We start from the raw sequence: 19,028 nt of genomic DNA on the forward strand, positions 1-19,028 counted from the left end.
GGTTAGGGTACTACAGTTTAAAACCGGTAGCCACAATGTAGACTTCTCGTGAACGGGCACGAGACGAGTCTGGTTTACGAATCTTGACAGCAGAGAAAAGCTTACGGATTTCATTGAGATAGATGTCAAACCCCTCCCCCTGGAATACCTTGACCACGAAACTGCCGTTGGAACGCAGGACCTGATTGCACATGTCCAGCGCCAGTTCGACCAGATACATGGAACGGGCCTGATCCACCTGCTGGGTACCGCTCATGTTGGGTGCCATGTCGGACATGACAACGTCAACCTTGTCCGGACCGACCCGCTCAAGCAGAGCTCCCAGTACAGTTTCCTCCCGAAAGTCTCCCTGCAGGAAATCGACACCGGCGATGGAATCCATCGGCAGAATATCGCAGGCGATCACCCGCCCCTTGTCACCGACCTGATCGATGGCAAACTGGGACCATCCACCGGGGGCCGCCCCCAGGTCCACCACCGTCATGCCGGGCTTGAGCAGTTTGTCCTTGCCCTGGATCTCGTCGATCTTGAACACGGCACGGGAACGCAGCCCCAACTTCTGGGCTTTCTTGACGTATTGATCGTCAAAATGCTCTTTTAACCAGCGGGTTGAACTGGGGGAATGTTTTTTCTGGGTCATGATTGTCGACTTTAAAAAACCACAAGGGTTATTAGTATTAAGGGCTAAGTGGGGGTAGAATACGCCCCTTTCAACCCTGACTTATGAAGAAATTGCCATGATTCTCAACAATAAACAGAAACAGTACCTCAAGGGCCTTGCCCACAGTCTGAAGCCGGTCGTCCTGCTGGGACAACACGGTCTGACCGAAGGTGTGCTGGCCGAGATCGATCTGGCGCTCAACCACCACGAGCTGATCAAGGTTAAGGTTGCGTCTGAAGATCGTGAGATGAAACAGCTGGTTATGGATGCCATCGTCCGTGAAACCGGCGCGGTGAAAGTACAGAGCATCGGCCACGTGCTGACCATCTACCGTCAGGCCAACGAGCCGAAAATCCAACTGCCCCGCAAGTAACAGGAAAGAGCATCGCTCTTTCCTCTCATTTTCTCTCTTCCCAAGTCGCTTGCCAAAGTAGTCGCCAGGCCCTTAACCTGCGATGAATACTCGTGGAAACCCGCTATGGATCACCATCAGATTCTCACCGAAGATGAACTGGCCATGCTACGGGACTTGGGAAACGATCAGGAGACAGCCGCCGGACAACCCCTGAGCGGTTATCTCGCCCCCCCCCTGCTTGGCCTGTTGCAACGCGCCGACCAGCTGGTGCTGGAAGCCAGCTTCGCCGGACACCAGCTCCGTTTCCCACTGCGTTTAACTCAGGGCGATGACGGCTTTGTCGAACCACGCATCGCCGCCCCCGTTATCAAGGAGCTGGGTTACCCTCATCCGCGCACCTGGCGGCTGGATGAACAGGCCCGTTTCCAGATGGGAGAAGAGGACTACCTGGTGCACAGCCTGTCACTGGACGGGCTGGTGGTGGAAGGCTTGCCGGCGGAGCTGGCCATGGATACCACGCTGGCAGGCACCCTGCTGATCGAAGGTCTCCCTCCTCTCCCCCTCAGCGCAGAGCCGGTCAGGCGGATCCACCGTCGCAATGGCATACAGGGCTGGGCACTGCACTTCCAGATGGCCAGAGAGGATCTTGAACAACTGCGCGGCTGGGTGTTTCAGCGCCATCAGGACGCCTTCACCCAGGCTTATCAGCCCCGCTGAATACAAACAGGGGAGCCGGGCTCCCCTGTTGCTGGCTGGTCGCTACCTCAGAGGTAGGCGACTTCCAGGATCTCGTACTCCACGTCGCCGGACGGCGTCTTGACGATGGCGACATCGTCCACTTCCTTGCCGATCAGGGCGCGGGCAATGGGCGAATTCACGGAGATCATGTTCTGCTTGATGTCCGCCTCGTCATCACCCACGATGCGGTAGACCACCTCTTCTTCCGTCTCGCTCTTGAGCAGCGTCACGGTCGCCCCGAAGATGATGCGACCATTGTTGGTCATCTTGGTGACGTCGATCACCTGAGCGTTGGAGAGCTTGCTCTCAATTTCCTGGATACGGCCTTCACAGAAGCCTTGCTGCTCGCGGGCAGCATGATATTCGGCGTTTTCTTTCAGATCACCATGTTCACGGGCATCTGCAATCGCTTCGATAATCTGCGGACGAAGCTCGGTCTTGAGATATTCGAGCTCTTCACGCAGCTTTTCAGCGCCGCGAACAGTCATCGGAGTATGATTCATAGTCGAAACCTGGGTTGCTTGAAAAGAGAAGCTGCGGCTATCAGAGAGAGCCGCAGCTGTCGGTTCGGATGAGGCATCTTAATATGAAGCCGGCACAAAATCCATGTCGGTCCCTGCGAGGCAGATCGCGCTTTGGCATCACAATTGTCTGTGACTATTTCTGCTCCTGGGCACTTATCGGAGCAGATACCGTCGGTTTGCCCTGCATGATGGAGATCTCCACCCGCCGGTTCATGCGCCGGTTCTCCGGTGTCGTGTTGGGCACCAGCGGCTGGGAATCCGCCATGCCCTGCACCACCAGCCGGCTGCCATCAAAACCGGGCACCTTGATCATCTGATGGGCCACCGCCACCGCCCGCTGGGAGGAGAGTTCCCAGTTGGACTGGAACAGCTCATCCTCGGTGGCCACGTTGTCGGTATGACCGGAGATGGTGATCTCGCCGGGTACATCCTTGAGCAAGGCGGCAACTTTACGCACCACAGGCCAGAACTGGGGCTGCAGGAAGGCGGAGCCCGCCGGGAAGGCGGCTTTCTCGCGGATCCGGATGATGATCTGCTGGCCCAGCGCCTCGATCTCGATCGCCCCATCCTGGATCTGCGCCTTCATCTGATCCGCCAGCGCCTTGGCCAGCGCATTGGACTGCTCCTGCTGCTGTTTCTGCGCCTCCTGCTGGGTGTCGCCCCCCACCAGCTTCTCTTCGCTCTTGTCATGACCACCAGCTTTGTCGGCATCACCGGGCTGGAATTCCAGCTCTGTCTGGGTCATGTCGATAGTCTGCTGCATGATGGTATCGATGGGCGTTGGTTCCGGGCGACCCGGTCTGAACTCCTGGGCAATGACGGAGGTTCCCTTGGGGATGTCCTTCACCTCGAGGATGTTCTGCACCCCGAACGCCTTCTCCATGGAGCCGGCAATCTGCTTGAACTTCTGCACATCCATCTCGGCAAACGAGAGCAGCAGCACGAAGAAGCACATCAAGAGCGACATCAGATCGGCGAAAGTACCCATGTAACCGGGCAGCCCGGGGGGCGGACATTTGCAATCAGACATACATCCCCCTATTCATCGCCATTGTTGCGTTTCGACTGGTTGAGGTAGTTCTGCAACATGGACTGGATCACCCGCGGGTTCTGGCCATCCTGGATGCCCATGATGGCGTCCAGCACCAGGCAGCGACTCAGCTTCTCCTCACCGCTGCGCAGCTCCAGCTTGTCGGCAATGGGGATGGCGATCATGTTGGCCTCGATGGCGCCGTACAGAGTAGTGAGCAAGGCTACCGCCATGGCCGGGCCGATGGATTTGGGATCGCTCATGTTGGCCAGCATGGCCACCAGCCCGACTAGGGTACCTATCATCCCCATGGCCGGCCCCAGATCCCCGAGGGTACGAAACACCTTGATGGCGATGACATGGCGCTCGGCGGTGAGCTCTATGTCTTTTTCCATCACGGCACGGATGACGTCGGCATCGTGGCCGTCCACCAGCATGTCGATGCCCTTTTTCATGAAGGAGTTGGGCACCTCGGCCGCTTCCAGCGCCAGAAAACCGCCCTTGCGGGCCGCATCAGCCAGCTCGACCGCCTTGACGATCAGATCGTCAAGCTTGTCTCCCTTGTACATGAATGCCTTGCCGGCCACCTTGAACGCCATCAGGAACTGGCCGAGGTTGAACTTCATCATGGCGATGAAGATAGACCCGAGAATAGTGATATAGACCGAGGGCATGTCCACGTACATGCTCATGGGGCCACCCAGCAGCATGCCATAGATGACCACCCCAAATCCCAGCACTATGCCAATCAGACTACCTAGATCCACATCCCTACTCCTGTCAGCTGAAATTTGTTGTATCTGTAGTTTGTTGAATTTTCTGCTATTGGCTCACCAGCGGCAAGGGCCGCTACCATTTTCTCCTTTGGAAGATGGCTTATTATCGGCCACTTTTCCGAGAGTTTAAGCCGATGGCATTTTTCTGCCTCCCCCCTGCCCGCCGTCGATGTTAAGATAAGCCGTTTTTTTCAATCCCCGAGGATGGACATGGCCAGTAAAAAAATCGACCGCCTGAGTTTTGATGCCACTCTGGAAGAGCTGGAAACCATAGTTCATCAACTGGAACAGGGCTCCCTGCCGCTGGAAGAGGCCCTCAAGCAGTTCGAACAGGGCATTCACCTGGTGCGGGCCGGCCAGCAGAAGCTGGAGCAGGCCGAGCAGAAGATCCAGATCCTGCTGACTCAGGCCGATGGCAGCGAGCAGGCAGTTCCCTTCCAGCCAGAGCAAGGAGAGGAGTGAGTGACGCTGGACGATTTTTCCCGCCTGCACCGGCAACGTATTGACGACTGTCTCTCTGCACAACTTGAATCCTTGCCACCCATGGCCCCCCGCCTGCGCGATGCCATGCGCTATGGCCTGCTGCTGGGTGGCAAGCGGGTGCGCCCCTTTCTGGTCTACGCCGTCGGCGAGATGCTGGGTGTCAAGAGCGAGCTGCTGGACGGCCCCGCTGCCGCGGTGGAGTGCATCCACGCCTACTCCCTGCTGCACGACGATCTGCCCGCCATGGATGACGACGATCTGCGTCGCGGTCAGCCAACGGTGCACAAGGCGTTCGATGAAGGCACCGCCATTTTGGCCGGTGACGCCCTGCAGACCCTGGCCTTCTCCATTCTGGCTGATCACCCGATGCCGGATTCACTGCTGGCCAACCGGGTCCAGATGCTGAGCCGGCTGGCCCACGCCTCGGGTTATCTCGGCATGTGTGGCGGCCAGGCGCTGGATCTGCAGGCGGAAGGGCGTCAGATCACCCTGGCCGAGCTGGAACAGGTACACCGCCACAAGACCGGGGCCCTCATCGAGTGCGCCGTGGCGCTCGGCGCCCTGTGCAAGGCCGATGTGGATGAAACTACCCTGAGCGCGCTGCAAACCTACGCCGCCGCCATCGGTCTCGCCTTCCAGGTGCAGGATGACATCCTCGACATCACGGGCGATACCGCCACCCTCGGCAAGCGGCAAGGTTCCGATCTGGCGCTGGAAAAGAGTACCTATCCGGCGCTACTTGGGCTCGACAATGCCCGTGAGCTGGCTCGCGAACTGCATGGTAAAGCCTTAACAGCCTTGCAATCTTTGCCCTACAATACCGACATTCTGGAAGCGTTTGCCGATTACATCATCGAGCGAACCCACTAAACGCTGGATAACAGTAACAATATGAGCGTTGATATAAGCAATTTCCCCAACCTGGCCCTCGCGGATACGCCGGTCGAGTTGCGATCCCTGCCCTTCGAGCGACTGCCTGTGCTGTGCAACGAACTGCGTGAATATCTGCTGCGTTCGGTGAGTCGCTCCAGTGGTCATCTTGCCTCCGGGCTCGGCACCGTCGAACTGACGGTGGCGCTGCACTACGTCTACAACACCCCGTTCGATCGGCTGGTGTGGGACGTGGGCCACCAGGCTTATCCCCACAAGATCCTGACCGGTCGGCGCGATCGGATGCAGAGCATCCGCCAGAAAGACGGCCTGCACCCCTTCCCCTGGCGCGGCGAGAGCGAGTATGACGTGCTCTCCGTCGGTCACTCCAGCACCTCCATCGGTGCGGCGCTCGGCATGGCCGTGGCAGCCGAGAGCGAAGGGCTGGGGCGCAAGGTGGTGGCGGTGATCGGTGATGGCGCCATCACGGCCGGTATGGCGTTCGAGGCACTCAATCACGCCGGCGATGTCCACAAGGACATGCTGGTGGTGCTCAACGACAACGAGATGTCCATCTCCGAAAATGTCGGGGCGCTCAACAACCACCTGGCCCGTATCATGTCCGGCAAGCTCTACACCACCATCCGCGAGGGTGGCAAGAAGGTGCTGGCCGGCCTGCCGCCAGTCAAGGAGCTGGCCAAGCGGGCAGAGGAACACCTCAAGGGAATGGTGGTGCCCGGCACCCTGTTCGAGGAGTTCGGCTTCAACTACATAGGTCCCATCGACGGCCACGACATCAACGCTCTGGTCGAGACCCTGCGCAACATGCGCAACCTCAAGGGGCCGCAGCTGCTGCACGTCAAGACCAAGAAGGGCAAGGGCTATGAGCCCGCCGAGAAGGACCCCATCGGTTATCACGGCGTGCCCAAGTTCAATCCGGACGAGTGCACCCTGCCCAAGGCGAGTGGCGGCAAGCCGAGCTTCTCCGCCATCTTCGGCCAGTGGCTGTGCGACATGGCGGCCAAGGATGAACGGTTGGTCGGCATCACCCCGGCCATGCGCGAAGGCTCCGGCCTGGTGAAGTTCAGCCAGCAGTATCCGGATCGCTACTTCGACGTGGCCATCGCCGAGCAGCACGCGGTCACCTTCGCCGCTGGTCTCGCCATCGCCGACCAGAAGCCGGTGGTCGCCATCTATTCGAGCTTCCTGCAGCGGGCCTACGACCAGCTGATCCACGACGTGGCGCTGCAAGAGCTGCCGGTGCTGTTCGCCATCGACCGGGCCGGTCTGGTGGGGGCCGACGGCCCGACCCATCAGGGGGCGTTCGACATCAGCTTCCTGCGCACCGTGCCCAACATGGTGATCATGACCCCGTCCGACGAGAACGAGTGCCGTCAGATGCTTTACACCGGCTACCAGTACAACGGGCCGGCGGCGGTACGCTACCCCCGCGGCAGTGGCACCGGCATCCAGGTGGAGAGCGAGATGCAGGCGCTGGCGCTCGGCAAGGGCCGCATTGTCCGTCAGGGCAAAGGCACAGCCATCCTGGCGTTCGGCACCCTGCTGCAACAGGCCAAAGCGGCTGCCGAGGCGCTCGATGCCACCCTGGTGGACATGCGTTTCGTCAAACCGATGGACGAGGCGCTGGTGCTCTCCCTGGCCGCGACTCACGATCAGTTCGTCACTATCGAGGACAACGCCATCATGGGCGGCGCGGGCTCTGCGGTGAACGAGCTGCTGATGCGCAGCAAACAGTGCAAGCCGGTGCTCAACCTCGGCCTGCCGGATCGCTTCGTCGAGCAGGGTACCCAGGAGGAGATCTACGCACTGCTGAGGCTCGATGGCGCCGGCATCCAGCGCAGCATCGAGCAGTGGCTGCAGGCTTGATCCCTCAGCACACACAGCAAAAGGGCGCCGTTATGGCGCCCTTTTTGTTTGTCTGTCTCGTTTGTTTATCTGTGACCATCAGCCCTTGTAGAGCTTGGGATTGAACACATCCCGCAGCCAGTCACCCAACAGGTTGATGACCAGCACCAGCACCACCAGGCAGATGCCCGGGAAGGCGGTGATCCACCAGGAGCCGGAGAAGATGTAGTTGAAGCCCACGCTGATGAGCGAGCCCAGCGACGGCTGATCCACCGGCATACCCAACCCCAGGAAGGAGAGCGCCGCCTCGCTCATGATGGCGTTAGCCACCTGCACCGTGGAGATGACCAGGATCGGCGACAGGCAGTTGGGCAGAATGTGGCGGAACATGATGCGCGGGGCACGAAAGCCCATCACCTTGGCCGCTTCCACATACTCCTTTTTCTTCTCCGCCAGCACCGAGGCGCGCACGGTTCGGGCGTACTGCGGCCACTCGGCGATACCGATGATCACCACCAGCATCAGGATGGCGAACTTCGAGTAGAACTCGGAACCAAACGTCGCCTGGAAGATGGCGGAGATGATGATCGCCACCATCATGGTGGAGAACGACAGCTGCACGTCGGCAAAGCGCATCAGCAGGCTGTCGATGCGGCCACCGAAGTAACCGGCGATGAGGCCGATGACGATGCCGAGCACCAGCTGCAGCGCCACCGCAAACAGACCTATGGTCAGCGAGATGCGGGCGCCATAGAGGATGGTGCTCCAGATGTCGCGACCCTGGTTGTCGGTACCGAGCCAGAAACGCTCCTCACCCCCTGCCAGCCAGGAGGGCGGCAGTTCGGCATCCATCAGATCGAAGCTGGTCTGGTCATAGACGTTGTACGGGGCGAGCCAGGGCGCCAGCATGGCGGCCAGCACGAACACCACGAACACCGCAAAGCTGAACATGGCTACCTTGTCCCGCAGGAAGTAGTAGACGATGTCGGAATTTTTAAAACGTGCCCAACGGCTTGGGCTTGCAGTTACTGCATTGCTCATGTGCTTACCCCTTGGCGGTCAAGTTGACGGTCGGGTTGATCAACCCGTAGAGCAGGTCGACCAGGGTATTGGTCACCACGAAAATGAGCCCGACGAAGATGACGTAGGCGGTGATGAGGGGCGTATCGACCCGGTGGATCGCCTCGAGGAACAAAAAGCCTGTCCCTGGCCACTGGAACACGCTCTCGGTCAGTATGGTGTAGGCCACCATGGTACCGATCTGCACACCACCGACGGTAATGACCGGCAGCATGGTGTTCTTCAGGGCGTGCTGGTAATAGACCTTGTTGTTGTCCAGCCCCTTGGCGCGGGCAAACTTGACGTATTCGGAGGAGAGCTGCTCCAGCATCTCGGAGCGCACCAGCCGGATGAACAGCGGCAGCATGATGGAGGAGAGCGACACCGCCGGCAGGATCAAATGCTTGATGCCGTCCCAGGTGAAGAAGCCCGACTCCCAGCCCAGCAGGTTGTAGGTCTCGCCGCGGCCATAGGCCGGCAGCCAGCCCAGCTGGATGGAAAAGAGGTACATCAGCATGATGGCGGTCAGGAACACCGGGATCGAGATGCCGATGCTGCTCCCCGCCATGATGATCTTGGTCGGTATGCTGTGCGGGCGGATCGCCGAGTAGACCCCAAGCGGAATGGAGACCACCACGATGATCAGCGCAGCGCCAAACACCAGCTCAAGAGTAGCCACCAGCTTGTCGAGGATAACCTCGAGAGCGGGTCGCTTGAAGAAGTAGGAAGTACCCAGATCCCCGTGTACCGCGTTCTTCAAGAAGCGGCTGTATTTGACGAGGAAAGGATCGTTGAGGCCCATCTTCTCGCGCAAATCGTGGCGCTGGGCTTCGGAGACGGATTGTCCCACCAGCTCGCGCAGCGGATCCCCCAGGTTGTCCTGGATGGAGAAGGCGACCAGGCTGATGACGAACATCACTATCACGGCCTGATAGAACCGTTTCAGCAGGAATGTAAACATGCTTGTCCTTCTACGTGGCCTGTGTCATGGCACAGGCTTCTGTTAGCAGGCGGGGTGGCCGGCTGACCACCCCGCCCCGTCCTTCCTTGCGACTTGCGCTTACTTGCCGACCACCAGGTCACCCAGGTAAGGGAAGTTCATTACGTTGACCACCGGCTTGATGTCGGCGTTCTTCTTGGCGCCGTAAGCCAGATCTTCCCAGTGCAGCGGCACGTAGGCGGCGTCGTCGATCAGCATGGCTTCGACCTTCTTCAGCATCTCGGCGCGCTTGGCCGGGTCGGTCTCGGCATTGGCCTGCTCGACCAGCTTGTCAGCCTCGGCGTTGGCATAGCCGGCACAGTTGTACTGGCCCATGCCGGTCTTGGCATCCTTGGTGAAGGTCAGGAACTCGAAGAAGTTCGCGGTATCTTCGGTGTCGGAGTGCCAGCCGATCAGCTGCATGTCCGCAGCGCACTTGTCAAACTCCGGCCAGTACTGGGCCACCGGCATGGTCTTCAGATCAACCTTGATGTTGATCTTGGCCAGCATGGCGGAGACGGCCTGGGCAATCTTGACGTCGTTGACGTAGCGGGCAGCCGGGGAGATGAAGCTCATCTTGAAGCCCTTCTCGTAGCCGGCTTCCTTCATCAGCTCCTTGGCCTTGGCCAGGTCATACTGGGGCTTGAGCGCCTCGTTGTGACCGGCATAGCCTTTCGGGCTCAGCTGGCCGGCGGGGGTGCCAAAGCCCTTGTTGATCTTCTCGACAATACCCACCTGGTTGATGGCGTAGTTGATCGCCTGACGCACGCGCTTGTCTTTCAGCGCCGGGTTGGTGTTCTGGTTCAGCTCGATGATGATGGCGCGGGTACCGGACAGGGTCACCAGCTGGGTGTCCTTGCCGTTCTTCACGCGCTCCAGATCGTTCGGCGCAACCGGGTAGATCATGTCCACGTCGCCACCCAGCAGGGCCGCCACGCGGGTGGCGTCTTCCTTGATGGGCACCACGGTCAGGTTGTCAACGTTGCCCTTGGAGGCCTTGTCCCAGTAGTTGGCGTTGCGCACGTACTCCAGCTTCACGCCCTGCTCGCGGAACTTGACGCTGAACGGGCCGGTACCGGAGACGTGGGTGGAGGCGTAGGAGTCGCCGTTCTTGACGATCTCGCCCTTGTCCTTGCCCGCCTCTGTCTTGCCGGTATAGAACTTGGAGTCCATCGGGAAGATATAGGTCACGGTCTGCAGCACCAGCGGGAACGGCTTGGCGGTGACGAGATCCACTGTGTACTCATCGACCTTCTTCACTTCGGCGATGGGGTCGAAGATGGCCTTGAAGTCGACGGAGGACTTCAGACGGTTGACGGTCCACACCACGTCGTCGGCGGTGAAGTCGTTGCCGGAGTGGAACTTGACGCCCTTGCGCAGGAAGAAGCGGACGGTCTTGTCGTCGATGCGCTCATACTTCTCGGCCAGGCGCGGCTCGAACTGCAGGTCCTGGGTGTAACGCATCAGCGGATCGAACACCAGGTGGGACATCTCCAGGGTCTGACCGGAGAGCTGCTCCTGCGGGTCCAGCGAGGTGGCGTCAGAGGCGACACCGACCTTGATGTCGACAGCGGAGACGTTAAAGGCGAAACCAGCGGCAAACAGCGCCAGTGCAATCTTGGACAATCCTTTTTTCATTGTTTTCTCCATGCTTTTGGCTTTTTTATTGACATAGATACCGGCGAGCCGGTGCTTTCCTAGCTTGCGATTTCCAGCCCCTCGCGGGACATTCCCTTGAACTCCGGCATGAGGGAGATCAGCTTGCGGCTGTACTCATGCTCGGCATTGGTAAACAGTTTCTCGGTCTCGGCCACCTCCACCAGGTGACCGTGCTGCATCACGCCGATGCGATCGCACATCTGGCGGATGACCGGCAGATCGTGGCTGATGAACAGCATGGTGAGGCCAAGCTCCTGCTGCAGATCCTTGAGCAGGTTCAGGATCTGGGCCTGCACCGACACATCCAGCGCCGAGGTGGGCTCGTCGCAGATGAGGAAACGGGGCCGAGTCGCCAGGGCGCGGGCGATGGAGATGCGCTGACGCTGACCACCGGAAAACTCGTGGGGGTACTTGACCCCGGCGCCGCGGCCGAGCCCCACGTGATCCAGCAGATCCCCCACGATGCCGGCGATCTGGCTCTCGCTGCTCGCCAGCTTGTGAAAGCGGATCGGCTCGGCAATGATGTCGCGCACCTTCATGCGCGGGTTCATCGACGAGTAGGGGTTCTGGAACACCATCTGCATCTGGCGACGCAATGGGCGACGCTCATGCTCGCCCTTGAGGGCGGTCAAGTCGATCCCCTCGAAGAAGATCTTGCCGGTATCGGGCGGATAGAGGCCGGTGATGGCGCGGGCGATGGTGGATTTGCCGGAGCCAGACTCCCCCACCAGGCCGAAGGTCTCACCTTCGAAGATCTCGAAGCTGATGTTGTTGCAGGCCCGTACATACTGGCGACGGCTCGGGAAGAAGGAGTCCTTGGTGACGAACTTGAGATCCACGTTCTCCACCCGCAGCAACGCCCCTTCATAGGCGCGTTCGTCCTGGCTCTGGCCGAGCCAGTGGGTCTTGAGATCGATGCTGGTATCTGCCGCGCCGGCATCCTCGATATAGGAGACCAGCGGGAAGCGCACCAGCTTCACATCCGAGCGGGGCACCGCCGAGATGAGGCTGCGAGTATAGGGGTGGTTGGGGCGACCCAGCACCTGTTCGGTGGCGCCGAACTCCACCAGATCGCCGCGATACATGACCGCCACCTTGTCGGTAACATTGGAGACCACGCCCATGTCGTGGGTCACCAGCATGCAGCCCACCTGCCGCTCCTTGCAGAGGGTGCGGATGAGCTGGAGGATCTGATCCTGGATGGAGACATCCAGCGCCGTGGTCGGCTCGTCGGCGATGATGAGCTCGGGATCGCCGGAGAGGGCGATGGCGATCACCACCCGCTGGCGCATGCCGCCGGAGAACTGGTGCGGATACTGCTTGATGCGCAGCTCCGGGCTCGGGATCCCGACCGCCTTCATCAACTCGAGCGCCTTGGCAAAGGCCGCCTCACGTGACAGGTCAGTGTTGGCCAGGATGGTTTCAACCAGCTGATGTTCGACGGTGAACAGCGGGTTGAGGGAGGTCATGGGGTCCTGAAAGATGAAACCGATGCGCGAGCCGCGAATGGCCCGCATCTCGTTCTGGCTCTTGCCGGAGATGAGCTCGCCATTGAGGTAGATATCGCCACGGGCGATGCGACCCGGCGGGCTCAGGAGATCGATGACGGCGTTGCCGATGGTGGACTTGCCGGCGCCGGATTCACCCACGACACCGACTATCTCCCCTTTTTCGATGGAGAAAGAGAGATCCTTCACTGCGGCCAGTACCCCGTAGCGGGAGGGATACTCGATCCGCAAGTTTTTCACTTCGAGCAAGGACATGGTTACCTCTGCGGGGGACATCCGTCCCAAATAATTCGTCCGTAAATCGGCCGCAGATGCCGGTCGTGCCTTGGCGTGATCGTGAGTGTTTGATATGACGACTAAACGCTCAATCCATGAGACAACGAAACCAGCGATCCGGGCGGGTTTTTTGCATTTTTTTGGAATAACCCGCGAGTAACTTAGACGGTTTGACGGCGAGTGTAAATGATCGGGTTATACAATTTCGCAATACTTTGCTCAGTTAGCAGCCAGCACCGCAGTCATAAATGATGATTACAATCACATATCCAGACTTTATGACCACACAAATGACGATCTAGTGCTTTTACTTTCAACAAGGGTGTAACAGGCGGGAATATTCACTATTGACACAATAGTCTCAAGCCTCGAATGAGTAGTGAATATTTATGTGAAATGATTTTTTAACGGCAGCATATGCCGATGAATGAAAACTAAACAGAGATAAATAGGGGGATGCCAGCGCGGCATTCCCCCTCGTAATCCCCGTCACCCCAGCCAGTATGCCAGCAATTGCATACAAAACAGGGCGAACAGGGCGGCGATGAGATCGTCGAGCATGATGCCGAAGCCACCGTGGATGCGGCGATCAAACCAGGAGATGGGCCAGGGCTTGAGCACGTCGAACAGGCGAAACAGCACGAAGCCGGCCAGCACCCACTCCCAGCCGTCCGGCGCCGCTATCATGGTGACGCCAAAGCCGATTACCTCGTCCCAGACGATGGCGCCGTGATCCGGCATGCCGATGGCATCGGTGGCGCTCTGACAGATGCGGATGCCCGCCACGAAACCCACCACCAGCAGGGCAATAAACCAGGCTGTAGGCAAGCCGCTCACCAGCAGGTAGAGGGGGATGGCGGCCAGCGTCCCCATGGTGCCGGGCGCCTTGGGCGAGAGGCCGGAGCCAAAGCCCACCGCCAGGAAGTGAAGCGGGTTCCTGAGGTTCAGCCGCTTCAGCTCGGGCTTTATCATGAACCAGCTCATGCGAAGTGATCCCACCCTTTCAGCGTCAGCTCGACCGGCTGCTCGCCGTGCAGATAGTCGATGCCGGGCTCGCCAGCCAAGATCCGGCCGATGCGGGTGAACTTGACGCCGCAGTTGGCCAGCGCCGTGTCCAGCGCGCCGCGATGCTCCTCCGGTACGGTGAAACAGAGCTCGTAGTCATCGCCGCCGGCCAGCGCCAGCTGCCAGGCATCCTGCTCGCTCACCGCATCCTGCAGCACGGGTGAGAGCGGCAGCAGACCGAGATCGATCTGGGCCCGCACGCCGGACGCCTTGAGCACGTGGCCGAGATCCGAGGCCAGGCCGTCGGAGAGATCCAGCGCGCTGCTGGCCAGTCCGCGCAGAGCCTGTCCGGCCAGAATACGGGGATGAGGATGGTCGAGGCGCGGCAGCACGGCTGCCAGCTGGTTCTCGTTGAGGGTACGCTTGGCCAGCAGGTGGGAGAGCGCCAGCGCGGCATCGCCCAGGGTGCCGGTCACATAGACACCGTCGCCGGCCTTGGCACCACTGCGCAGCAGGGCACGGCCGGCCGGCACCGAGCCCTTGACCGATACCGTGATGGAGAGCGGGCCGCGGGTCATGTCCCCGCCCACCAGTGCCACATTGTAGTATTCGGCAAGCTCGAGGAAGCCTTCCGCAAAACCGGCCACCCAGGCTTCGTTGACGGTGGGCAGGGTCAGCGCCAGCGACACCCAGCGCGGCTCGGCGCCCATGGCGGCCAGATCGGAGAGATTGACCGCCAGCGCCTTGTAGCCGAGGTCTACCGGATCCATGTCGGGAAAAAAGTGTACGCCGCTCACCAGGGTATCCGTGCTCACCGCCAGCTGGGTGTCGGGGGGCAGGGTCAGCAGGGCGCAGTCGTCTCCAGGGCCCATCACCACGTCCTTGCGGGCGTGGGGGACCTTGAAGTACTTATCAATCAGCTCAAATTCACCCATACAGTAAAAAGCCAGCGATTAAGCTGGCTCCTCTATTAGATGCTGTTGCGGCTCTTGCTGCGAGACCGTGTTCAAGGCTGGTCGCTGCCGGGCTCTTCATGTATTTCCATACACGCCGGCCTGGCGCTGCGCTTCACCTTGCTGACGACGGCTCGCGACAGAGCATCGATCAGCATGGAATGCTGATGAACGCAGGGATCAGCGCTTGTCCAGCGACTTGATCACCTTGTCCAGTACACCGTTGACAAACTTGTGGCTGTCATCGGCAGCAAAGGCTTTGGCCAGCTCGATCGCTTCGTTGATCACCACGCGCGGCGGCACATCATCACGACGGGTCAGCTCATAGGTCGCCAGACGCAGGATCGCCTTGTCCACCATGTCCACTTCTTCCAGCGGACGGGAGAGGAAAGGTGCGAAGACCTTGTCCAGCTCGTTGCAGTGGAGGGCTACCCCGAACAGCAGATCGCGGAAGTAGTTCAGATCCACACCCTTGGTGTCCTGATCGATCTTGAACTGCTCTTCGATGTCGCCCACGTTGGCCTTGGTCATCTGCCACTGGTAGATGGCCTGGGTGGCGCAATGGCGGGCCTTGCGGCGCTCAGACGGTTTCAATGCATTTCTCCTCGTTACACGTCCAGTTCTTTCAGGACGTTGATCATTTCGAGCGCTGCCAGTGCAGCCTCTGCACCCTTGTTACCCGCCTTGGTACCTGCACGCTCGATGGCTTGTTCAATGTTTTCAGTGGTCAGTACGCCGAAGGCAACCGGAATTTCATATTCCATCATTACCTGGGCCATGCCCTTGCTGTTCTCGTTGGCGACCAGATCGAAGTGGTAGGTGCCGCCACGAATGACGGTGCCGACTGCCACGATGGCGTCATACTTGCCGCTCTTGGCCAGTTTCTTGATGACCAGCGGCATTTCAACCGCGCCCGGCACTTTCACCAGGGTCAGGTTGCTGTCCTGTACCTGGCCTTGACGCTTCAGTACGTCCAGTGCACCACTCACCAGGCTGTCGTTGATGAAACTGTTGAAACGAGCAACGACAATCGCAACGCGCGCTTCAGGAGCGGCGATATTTCCTTCGATAACCTTCATTGGAAATCCTGTATCTGTGAAAGCAAAAGGGCCGGAGTCAAAAGTGCGCACATTCTAGCACAACAGACCCACGACAAAAAACCATGGCCGCAACGGGCGGCCATGAGGATGATTTCAGCCGTATGCGGCGCTTACTCGCCGACGTACTCCACCACTTCCAGGCCGAAGCCGCCGAGGGCATGGTACTTCTTCGGCGAGCTCAGCAGGCGCATCTTGCCCACCCCCAGCGCCTTGAGGATCTGGGAGCCGACGCCGACCCGGCGCGAGGTACCCTGCCACTTGGCTCCTTCCGGCGCCAGCCCCTTGTCGGCGGCCTCGAAGCCCTTGACCCTGGCCAGCAGCTCGGCACCGTGGGCTTCCGCCCCCAGGATCACCAGCACCCCGCCCTCGTCGGCGATGCGGGCCATGGATTTGGGCAGCGGCCAGCTGCGGGCGGCGTGGCGGTCGGTCTGCAGCAGATCGCTCAGCACGTCGTGCAGATGGACCCGCACCAGGGTCGGCTGCTCGGCACTCACCTCACCCTTCTTCAGAGCGAAGTGAACCTGGTTGTCGATGGTGTCGCGGAAGGTGATGAGGTCGAACTCACCATATTCGGTGGGCAACTTGCACTCGGCCACCTTCTCGACTGTGGTCTCATGCTGGTTGCGGTATTCGATGAGATCCGCAATGGTGCCAAGCTTGATGCCGTGCTGCTCGGCGAAGATCTCCAGATCCGGTCGACGCGCCATGGTGCCGTCTTCGTTGAGGATCTCGACGATGACGGAAGCGGCCTCGTAACCGGCCAGCCGGGCCAGGTCACAACCCGCCTCGGTGTGGCCGGCGCGGGTCAGCACGCCGCCATCCTGGGCCATCAGCGGGAAGATGTGGCCGGGTTGCACCAGATCAGAAGCCTTGGCATCGGGCGCCACTGCCGCCTGCACGGTGACGGCGCGGTCGGCGGCGGAGATGCCGGTGGTCACCCCTTCGGCCGCTTCGATGGTCACGGTGAAGGCGGTGGAGAACTGGGCGTTGTTGCGGTCGACCATCAGCGGCAGCGCCAGCTGCTTGCAGCGATCCCGGGTCAGGGTCAGACAGATGAGCCCCCGGCCGTAACGGGCCATGAAGTTGATATCTTCCGGGCGGACACAGGAGGCGGCCATGATGAGGTCCCCTTCGTTCTCCCTGTCTTCGTCATCCATCAGGATCACCATCTTGCCAGCCTTGATATCGGCAATGATTTCCTGGGTCGTGCTCAGCGCCATGGGCTACTCCATCAACATGCTTTGGGGATTGAGCCAGTCGGCTCGACGTGATACTGCCTATTGTGCTCTAGATGGGGCACGCGGGGCCCCATTTCAATCGGAGCGGGATCACAGAAAAGCGTTTTTCCCGCCGAGGTTCCGTCACAGGAAACCGGAGCGGGCCAGCTTCTCCAGGGTCAGGGTGGAGGCACTGCTCTCCTGGCGCTGACCCGTCATCAGCCGCTCCAGATAGCGGGCTATCTGATCCACCTCGAGATTGACGCTCCTGCCCGGCTTCCAGCCGGCTATGGTGGTCTCCTGGGCGGTGTGGGGCACGATGGTCAGCCGGAACAGATCCCCCTGCACGGCGTTGACGGTAAGGCTGATGCCATCCACCGCGATGGATCCCTTCTCGGCGATGTAGCGGGAGAGCTCCGTCGGCGCCTTGATCCAGTACTCGATGGCACGGCCGCTGCTGGAGACGCTCTTGACCTCCCCCACCCCGTCCACGTGGCCGGAGACCAGGTGACCGCCGAGGCGGGAGGTGGGCATCAGCGCCTTCTCAAGGTTGACCCGATCGCCCACCTTGGCGGCAGAAAAACCGGTGCGGGAGAGGGTTTCCAGCGAGACGTCGGCGGTGTAGCGCTTGTCGCCCAAGGCGATCACGGTAAGACAGACGCCGTTGGTGGCGATGGAGTCGCCCAGTTTGACGTCGCCAAAATCCAGGGTGGGCGCGTGCACGGTGAGGGCCATGTCCTCCCCCTGGCGACGCAGCTCGGCCAGGGTTCCCACCGCTTCGATAATTCCGGTAAACATGCAGATCACCTTGCTGATGACGGGGGCGACAATGCCCCCTTTAACATTGATAAATCAGGCTATTTTGGCGGTAATACGAATATCCTGGCCAACCATGCGCACATCCTTGATGTTGAGCTTGGGTGCCTGGAACAGCCGGGTCAGCGCCGGCAGGTGGAACAGCCCGCGCCCCTCGTCCCCCATCAGTTTGGGCGCCTGATAGAGCACCAGCTCGTCCACCAACCCCTTCTCCAGCAGGGCGCCACAGAGGCGGGGCCCCGCCTCCACCAGTACCGAGTTGAGGTTTTGTTTCGCCAGCAGCATGAACAGGCTGACCAGATCCAGCCTGCCATCCAGCAGCGGTACCTCCAGCTGCTGCACCCAGGCTGGCCAGTCGCCGTCCGCCTTGTGGCGGGCCAGCAGCACCGGGCTCTCGCTCTGGAACAGGGGCAGATCCGGGGTCAGCCGGTTTTGCGAGTCGACGATGACCCGCAGCGGCTGGCGCAGGGTCTCTTTGGGATAGACGGCCTTGACCGAGGGGGGCAGCTCGTCCCAGCGCACGGTGAGGGAGGCGTTGTCCGCCAGCACGGTTTCGGCGCTGGAGAGCACCGCATCGTGGCGGGCCCGCAGTCGCTGCACGTCGCGGCGCGCCTCCGGGGAGGTGATCCACTGGCTCTCGCCGCTCGCCATGGCGGTGCGGCCATCCAAGCTGGCGCCGAGCTTGACTGTCACCTGCGGGAAGGCGGTACGCATCCGCTTGAAAAAGCCCGGGTTGAGCGCCTCGGCCTCAGCAGCCAGCAGACCGAAATCGGTCTTGATACCCGCTTCGGAGAGCATGCGCAGGCCGCGCCCCCCCACCTGAGGGTTGGGATCCACCATGGCGGCCACCACCCGGCTCACGCCGGCTTTGATCAGCGCCTCGGCGCAGGGCGGGGTGCGACCGTGATGAGAGCAGGGCTCCAGGGTCACGTAGGCGGTAGCGCCGCGGGCCTCTTCACCGGCCGCGTGCAGGGCATAGACCTCGGCATGGGGCTGACCGGCCCGTTGGTGCCAGCCCTCTCCCACCACCACGCCAGCCTTCACCAGCACGGCACCGACACAGGGGTTGGGGGCCGTGGTGTAGCGGCCGCGGCGGGCCAGTTCGAGGGCCCGGCTCATCCATTGGTAATCGTCTTGACTAAACATCTGGGCT

Annotated in this window: 20 protein-coding genes; 5 read left to right on the top strand and 15 right to left on the bottom strand. The window is 60.6% G+C overall.

Annotated elements, in window-relative coordinates; translation table 11 throughout:
* Positions 1-10: 10 nt before the first annotated feature.
* Positions 11-640 (bottom strand): 23S rRNA (uridine(2552)-2'-O)-methyltransferase RlmE, encoded by a 630-nt coding sequence (gene rlmE / locus G5134_RS05645; protein ID WP_005298136.1) that lies wholly within the window; start codon positions 638-640, stop codon positions 11-13.
* Between the two features lie 97 nt (positions 641-737).
* Here rlmE and yhbY point away from each other — a divergent pair, with 97 nt between their 5' ends.
* On the top strand, positions 738-1,034 hold the full coding sequence (yhbY, locus tag G5134_RS05650) for a ribosome assembly RNA-binding protein YhbY (RefSeq protein ID WP_005298134.1): 297 nt from the start codon (positions 738-740) through the stop codon (positions 1,032-1,034).
* A gap of 105 nt (positions 1,035-1,139) precedes the next feature.
* On the top strand, positions 1,140-1,733 hold the full coding sequence (locus tag G5134_RS05655; RefSeq protein ID WP_065016783.1) for a hypothetical protein: 594 nt from the start codon (positions 1,140-1,142) through the stop codon (positions 1,731-1,733).
* A 47-nt stretch (positions 1,734-1,780) separates the two neighbouring features.
* On the opposite strand, the gene greA is transcribed toward G5134_RS05655, so the two are convergent.
* The 3 genes from greA to pomA form a co-directional block, all read right to left on the bottom strand.
* A complete protein-coding gene (gene greA, locus G5134_RS05660) occupies positions 1,781-2,257 on the bottom strand; it encodes a transcription elongation factor GreA (protein ID WP_005298120.1) in 477 nt (158 codons plus the stop codon).
* Positions 2,258-2,411: 154 nt separating this feature from the next.
* A complete protein-coding gene (locus G5134_RS05665; protein WP_065016782.1) occupies positions 2,412-3,308 on the bottom strand; it encodes a flagellar motor protein MotB in 897 nt (298 codons plus the stop codon).
* An 8-nt stretch (positions 3,309-3,316) separates the two neighbouring features.
* Positions 3,317-4,075: a flagellar motor protein PomA gene (gene pomA, locus G5134_RS05670; RefSeq protein ID WP_017788418.1), complete on the bottom strand. Its 759-nt coding sequence runs from the start codon at positions 4,073-4,075 to the stop codon at positions 3,317-3,319.
* 219 nt (positions 4,076-4,294) lie between these two features.
* Between pomA and xseB the strand changes: the two genes are divergently transcribed.
* The 3 genes from xseB to dxs are packed head-to-tail and all read left to right on the top strand — an operon-like array spanning position 4,295 to position 7,324.
* Positions 4,295-4,546 (top strand): exodeoxyribonuclease VII small subunit, encoded by a 252-nt coding sequence (gene xseB, locus G5134_RS05675; protein ID WP_016351725.1) that lies wholly within the window; start codon positions 4,295-4,297, stop codon positions 4,544-4,546.
* Complete coding sequence (ispA, locus tag G5134_RS05680; protein WP_065016781.1) at positions 4,547-5,437, top strand: (2E,6E)-farnesyl diphosphate synthase; 891 nt, start codon at positions 4,547-4,549, stop codon at positions 5,435-5,437.
* Positions 5,438-5,458: 21 nt separating this feature from the next.
* Positions 5,459-7,324: a 1-deoxy-D-xylulose-5-phosphate synthase gene (dxs, locus tag G5134_RS05685; RefSeq protein ID WP_065016780.1), complete on the top strand. Its 1,866-nt coding sequence runs from the start codon at positions 5,459-5,461 to the stop codon at positions 7,322-7,324.
* Positions 7,325-7,402: 78 nt separating this feature from the next.
* Here dxs and G5134_RS05690 read toward each other — a convergent pair whose 3' ends face one another.
* From G5134_RS05690 to ribD, 11 genes are all read right to left on the bottom strand, one after another.
* Entirely contained in the window at positions 7,403-8,344 is a 942-nt protein-coding gene (locus G5134_RS05690; RefSeq protein ID WP_065016779.1) for an ABC transporter permease, read from the bottom strand.
* Positions 8,345-8,348: 4 nt separating this feature from the next.
* Entirely contained in the window at positions 8,349-9,323 is a 975-nt protein-coding gene (locus G5134_RS05695) for an ABC transporter permease (RefSeq protein WP_065016778.1), read from the bottom strand.
* Between the two features lie 99 nt (positions 9,324-9,422).
* Positions 9,423-10,979, bottom strand: a complete 1,557-nt coding sequence (locus G5134_RS05700) for an ABC transporter substrate-binding protein (protein WP_005298104.1) — start codon at positions 10,977-10,979, stop codon at positions 9,423-9,425.
* A 59-nt stretch (positions 10,980-11,038) separates the two neighbouring features.
* Positions 11,039-12,763, bottom strand: a complete 1,725-nt coding sequence (locus tag G5134_RS05705; protein WP_065016777.1) for a dipeptide ABC transporter ATP-binding protein — start codon at positions 12,761-12,763, stop codon at positions 11,039-11,041.
* 510 nt (positions 12,764-13,273) lie between these two features.
* Positions 13,274-13,768, bottom strand: a complete 495-nt coding sequence (locus tag G5134_RS05710) for a phosphatidylglycerophosphatase A (protein WP_065016776.1) — start codon at positions 13,766-13,768, stop codon at positions 13,274-13,276.
* Positions 13,765-14,724: a thiamine-phosphate kinase gene (gene thiL / locus G5134_RS05715; protein ID WP_010633101.1), complete on the bottom strand. Its 960-nt coding sequence runs from the start codon at positions 14,722-14,724 to the stop codon at positions 13,765-13,767. Before thiL ends, G5134_RS05710 begins: the two co-directional genes overlap by 4 nt.
* A gap of 198 nt (positions 14,725-14,922) precedes the next feature.
* Positions 14,923-15,336 (bottom strand): transcription antitermination factor NusB, encoded by a 414-nt coding sequence (gene nusB, locus G5134_RS05720; protein ID WP_005298096.1) that lies wholly within the window; start codon positions 15,334-15,336, stop codon positions 14,923-14,925.
* Between the two features lie 14 nt (positions 15,337-15,350).
* Entirely contained in the window at positions 15,351-15,821 is a 471-nt protein-coding gene (ribE, locus tag G5134_RS05725; RefSeq protein WP_010633100.1) for a 6,7-dimethyl-8-ribityllumazine synthase, read from the bottom strand.
* 131 nt (positions 15,822-15,952) lie between these two features.
* Entirely contained in the window at positions 15,953-17,062 is a 1,110-nt protein-coding gene (gene ribBA / locus G5134_RS05730) for a bifunctional 3,4-dihydroxy-2-butanone-4-phosphate synthase/GTP cyclohydrolase II (protein WP_005298092.1), read from the bottom strand.
* Positions 17,063-17,203: 141 nt separating this feature from the next.
* Positions 17,204-17,857: a riboflavin synthase gene (locus G5134_RS05735; protein ID WP_005298090.1), complete on the bottom strand. Its 654-nt coding sequence runs from the start codon at positions 17,855-17,857 to the stop codon at positions 17,204-17,206.
* A 54-nt stretch (positions 17,858-17,911) separates the two neighbouring features.
* Positions 17,912-19,021, bottom strand: a complete 1,110-nt coding sequence (gene ribD, locus G5134_RS05740; RefSeq protein ID WP_065016775.1) for a bifunctional diaminohydroxyphosphoribosylaminopyrimidine deaminase/5-amino-6-(5-phosphoribosylamino)uracil reductase RibD — start codon at positions 19,019-19,021, stop codon at positions 17,912-17,914.
* Positions 19,022-19,028: the final 7 nt, after the last annotated feature.

The organism is Aeromonas sp. 600276, from assembly GCF_049175815.1.
In the GTDB taxonomy this organism is placed as follows: domain Bacteria; phylum Pseudomonadota; class Gammaproteobacteria; order Enterobacterales; family Aeromonadaceae; genus Aeromonas; species Aeromonas dhakensis.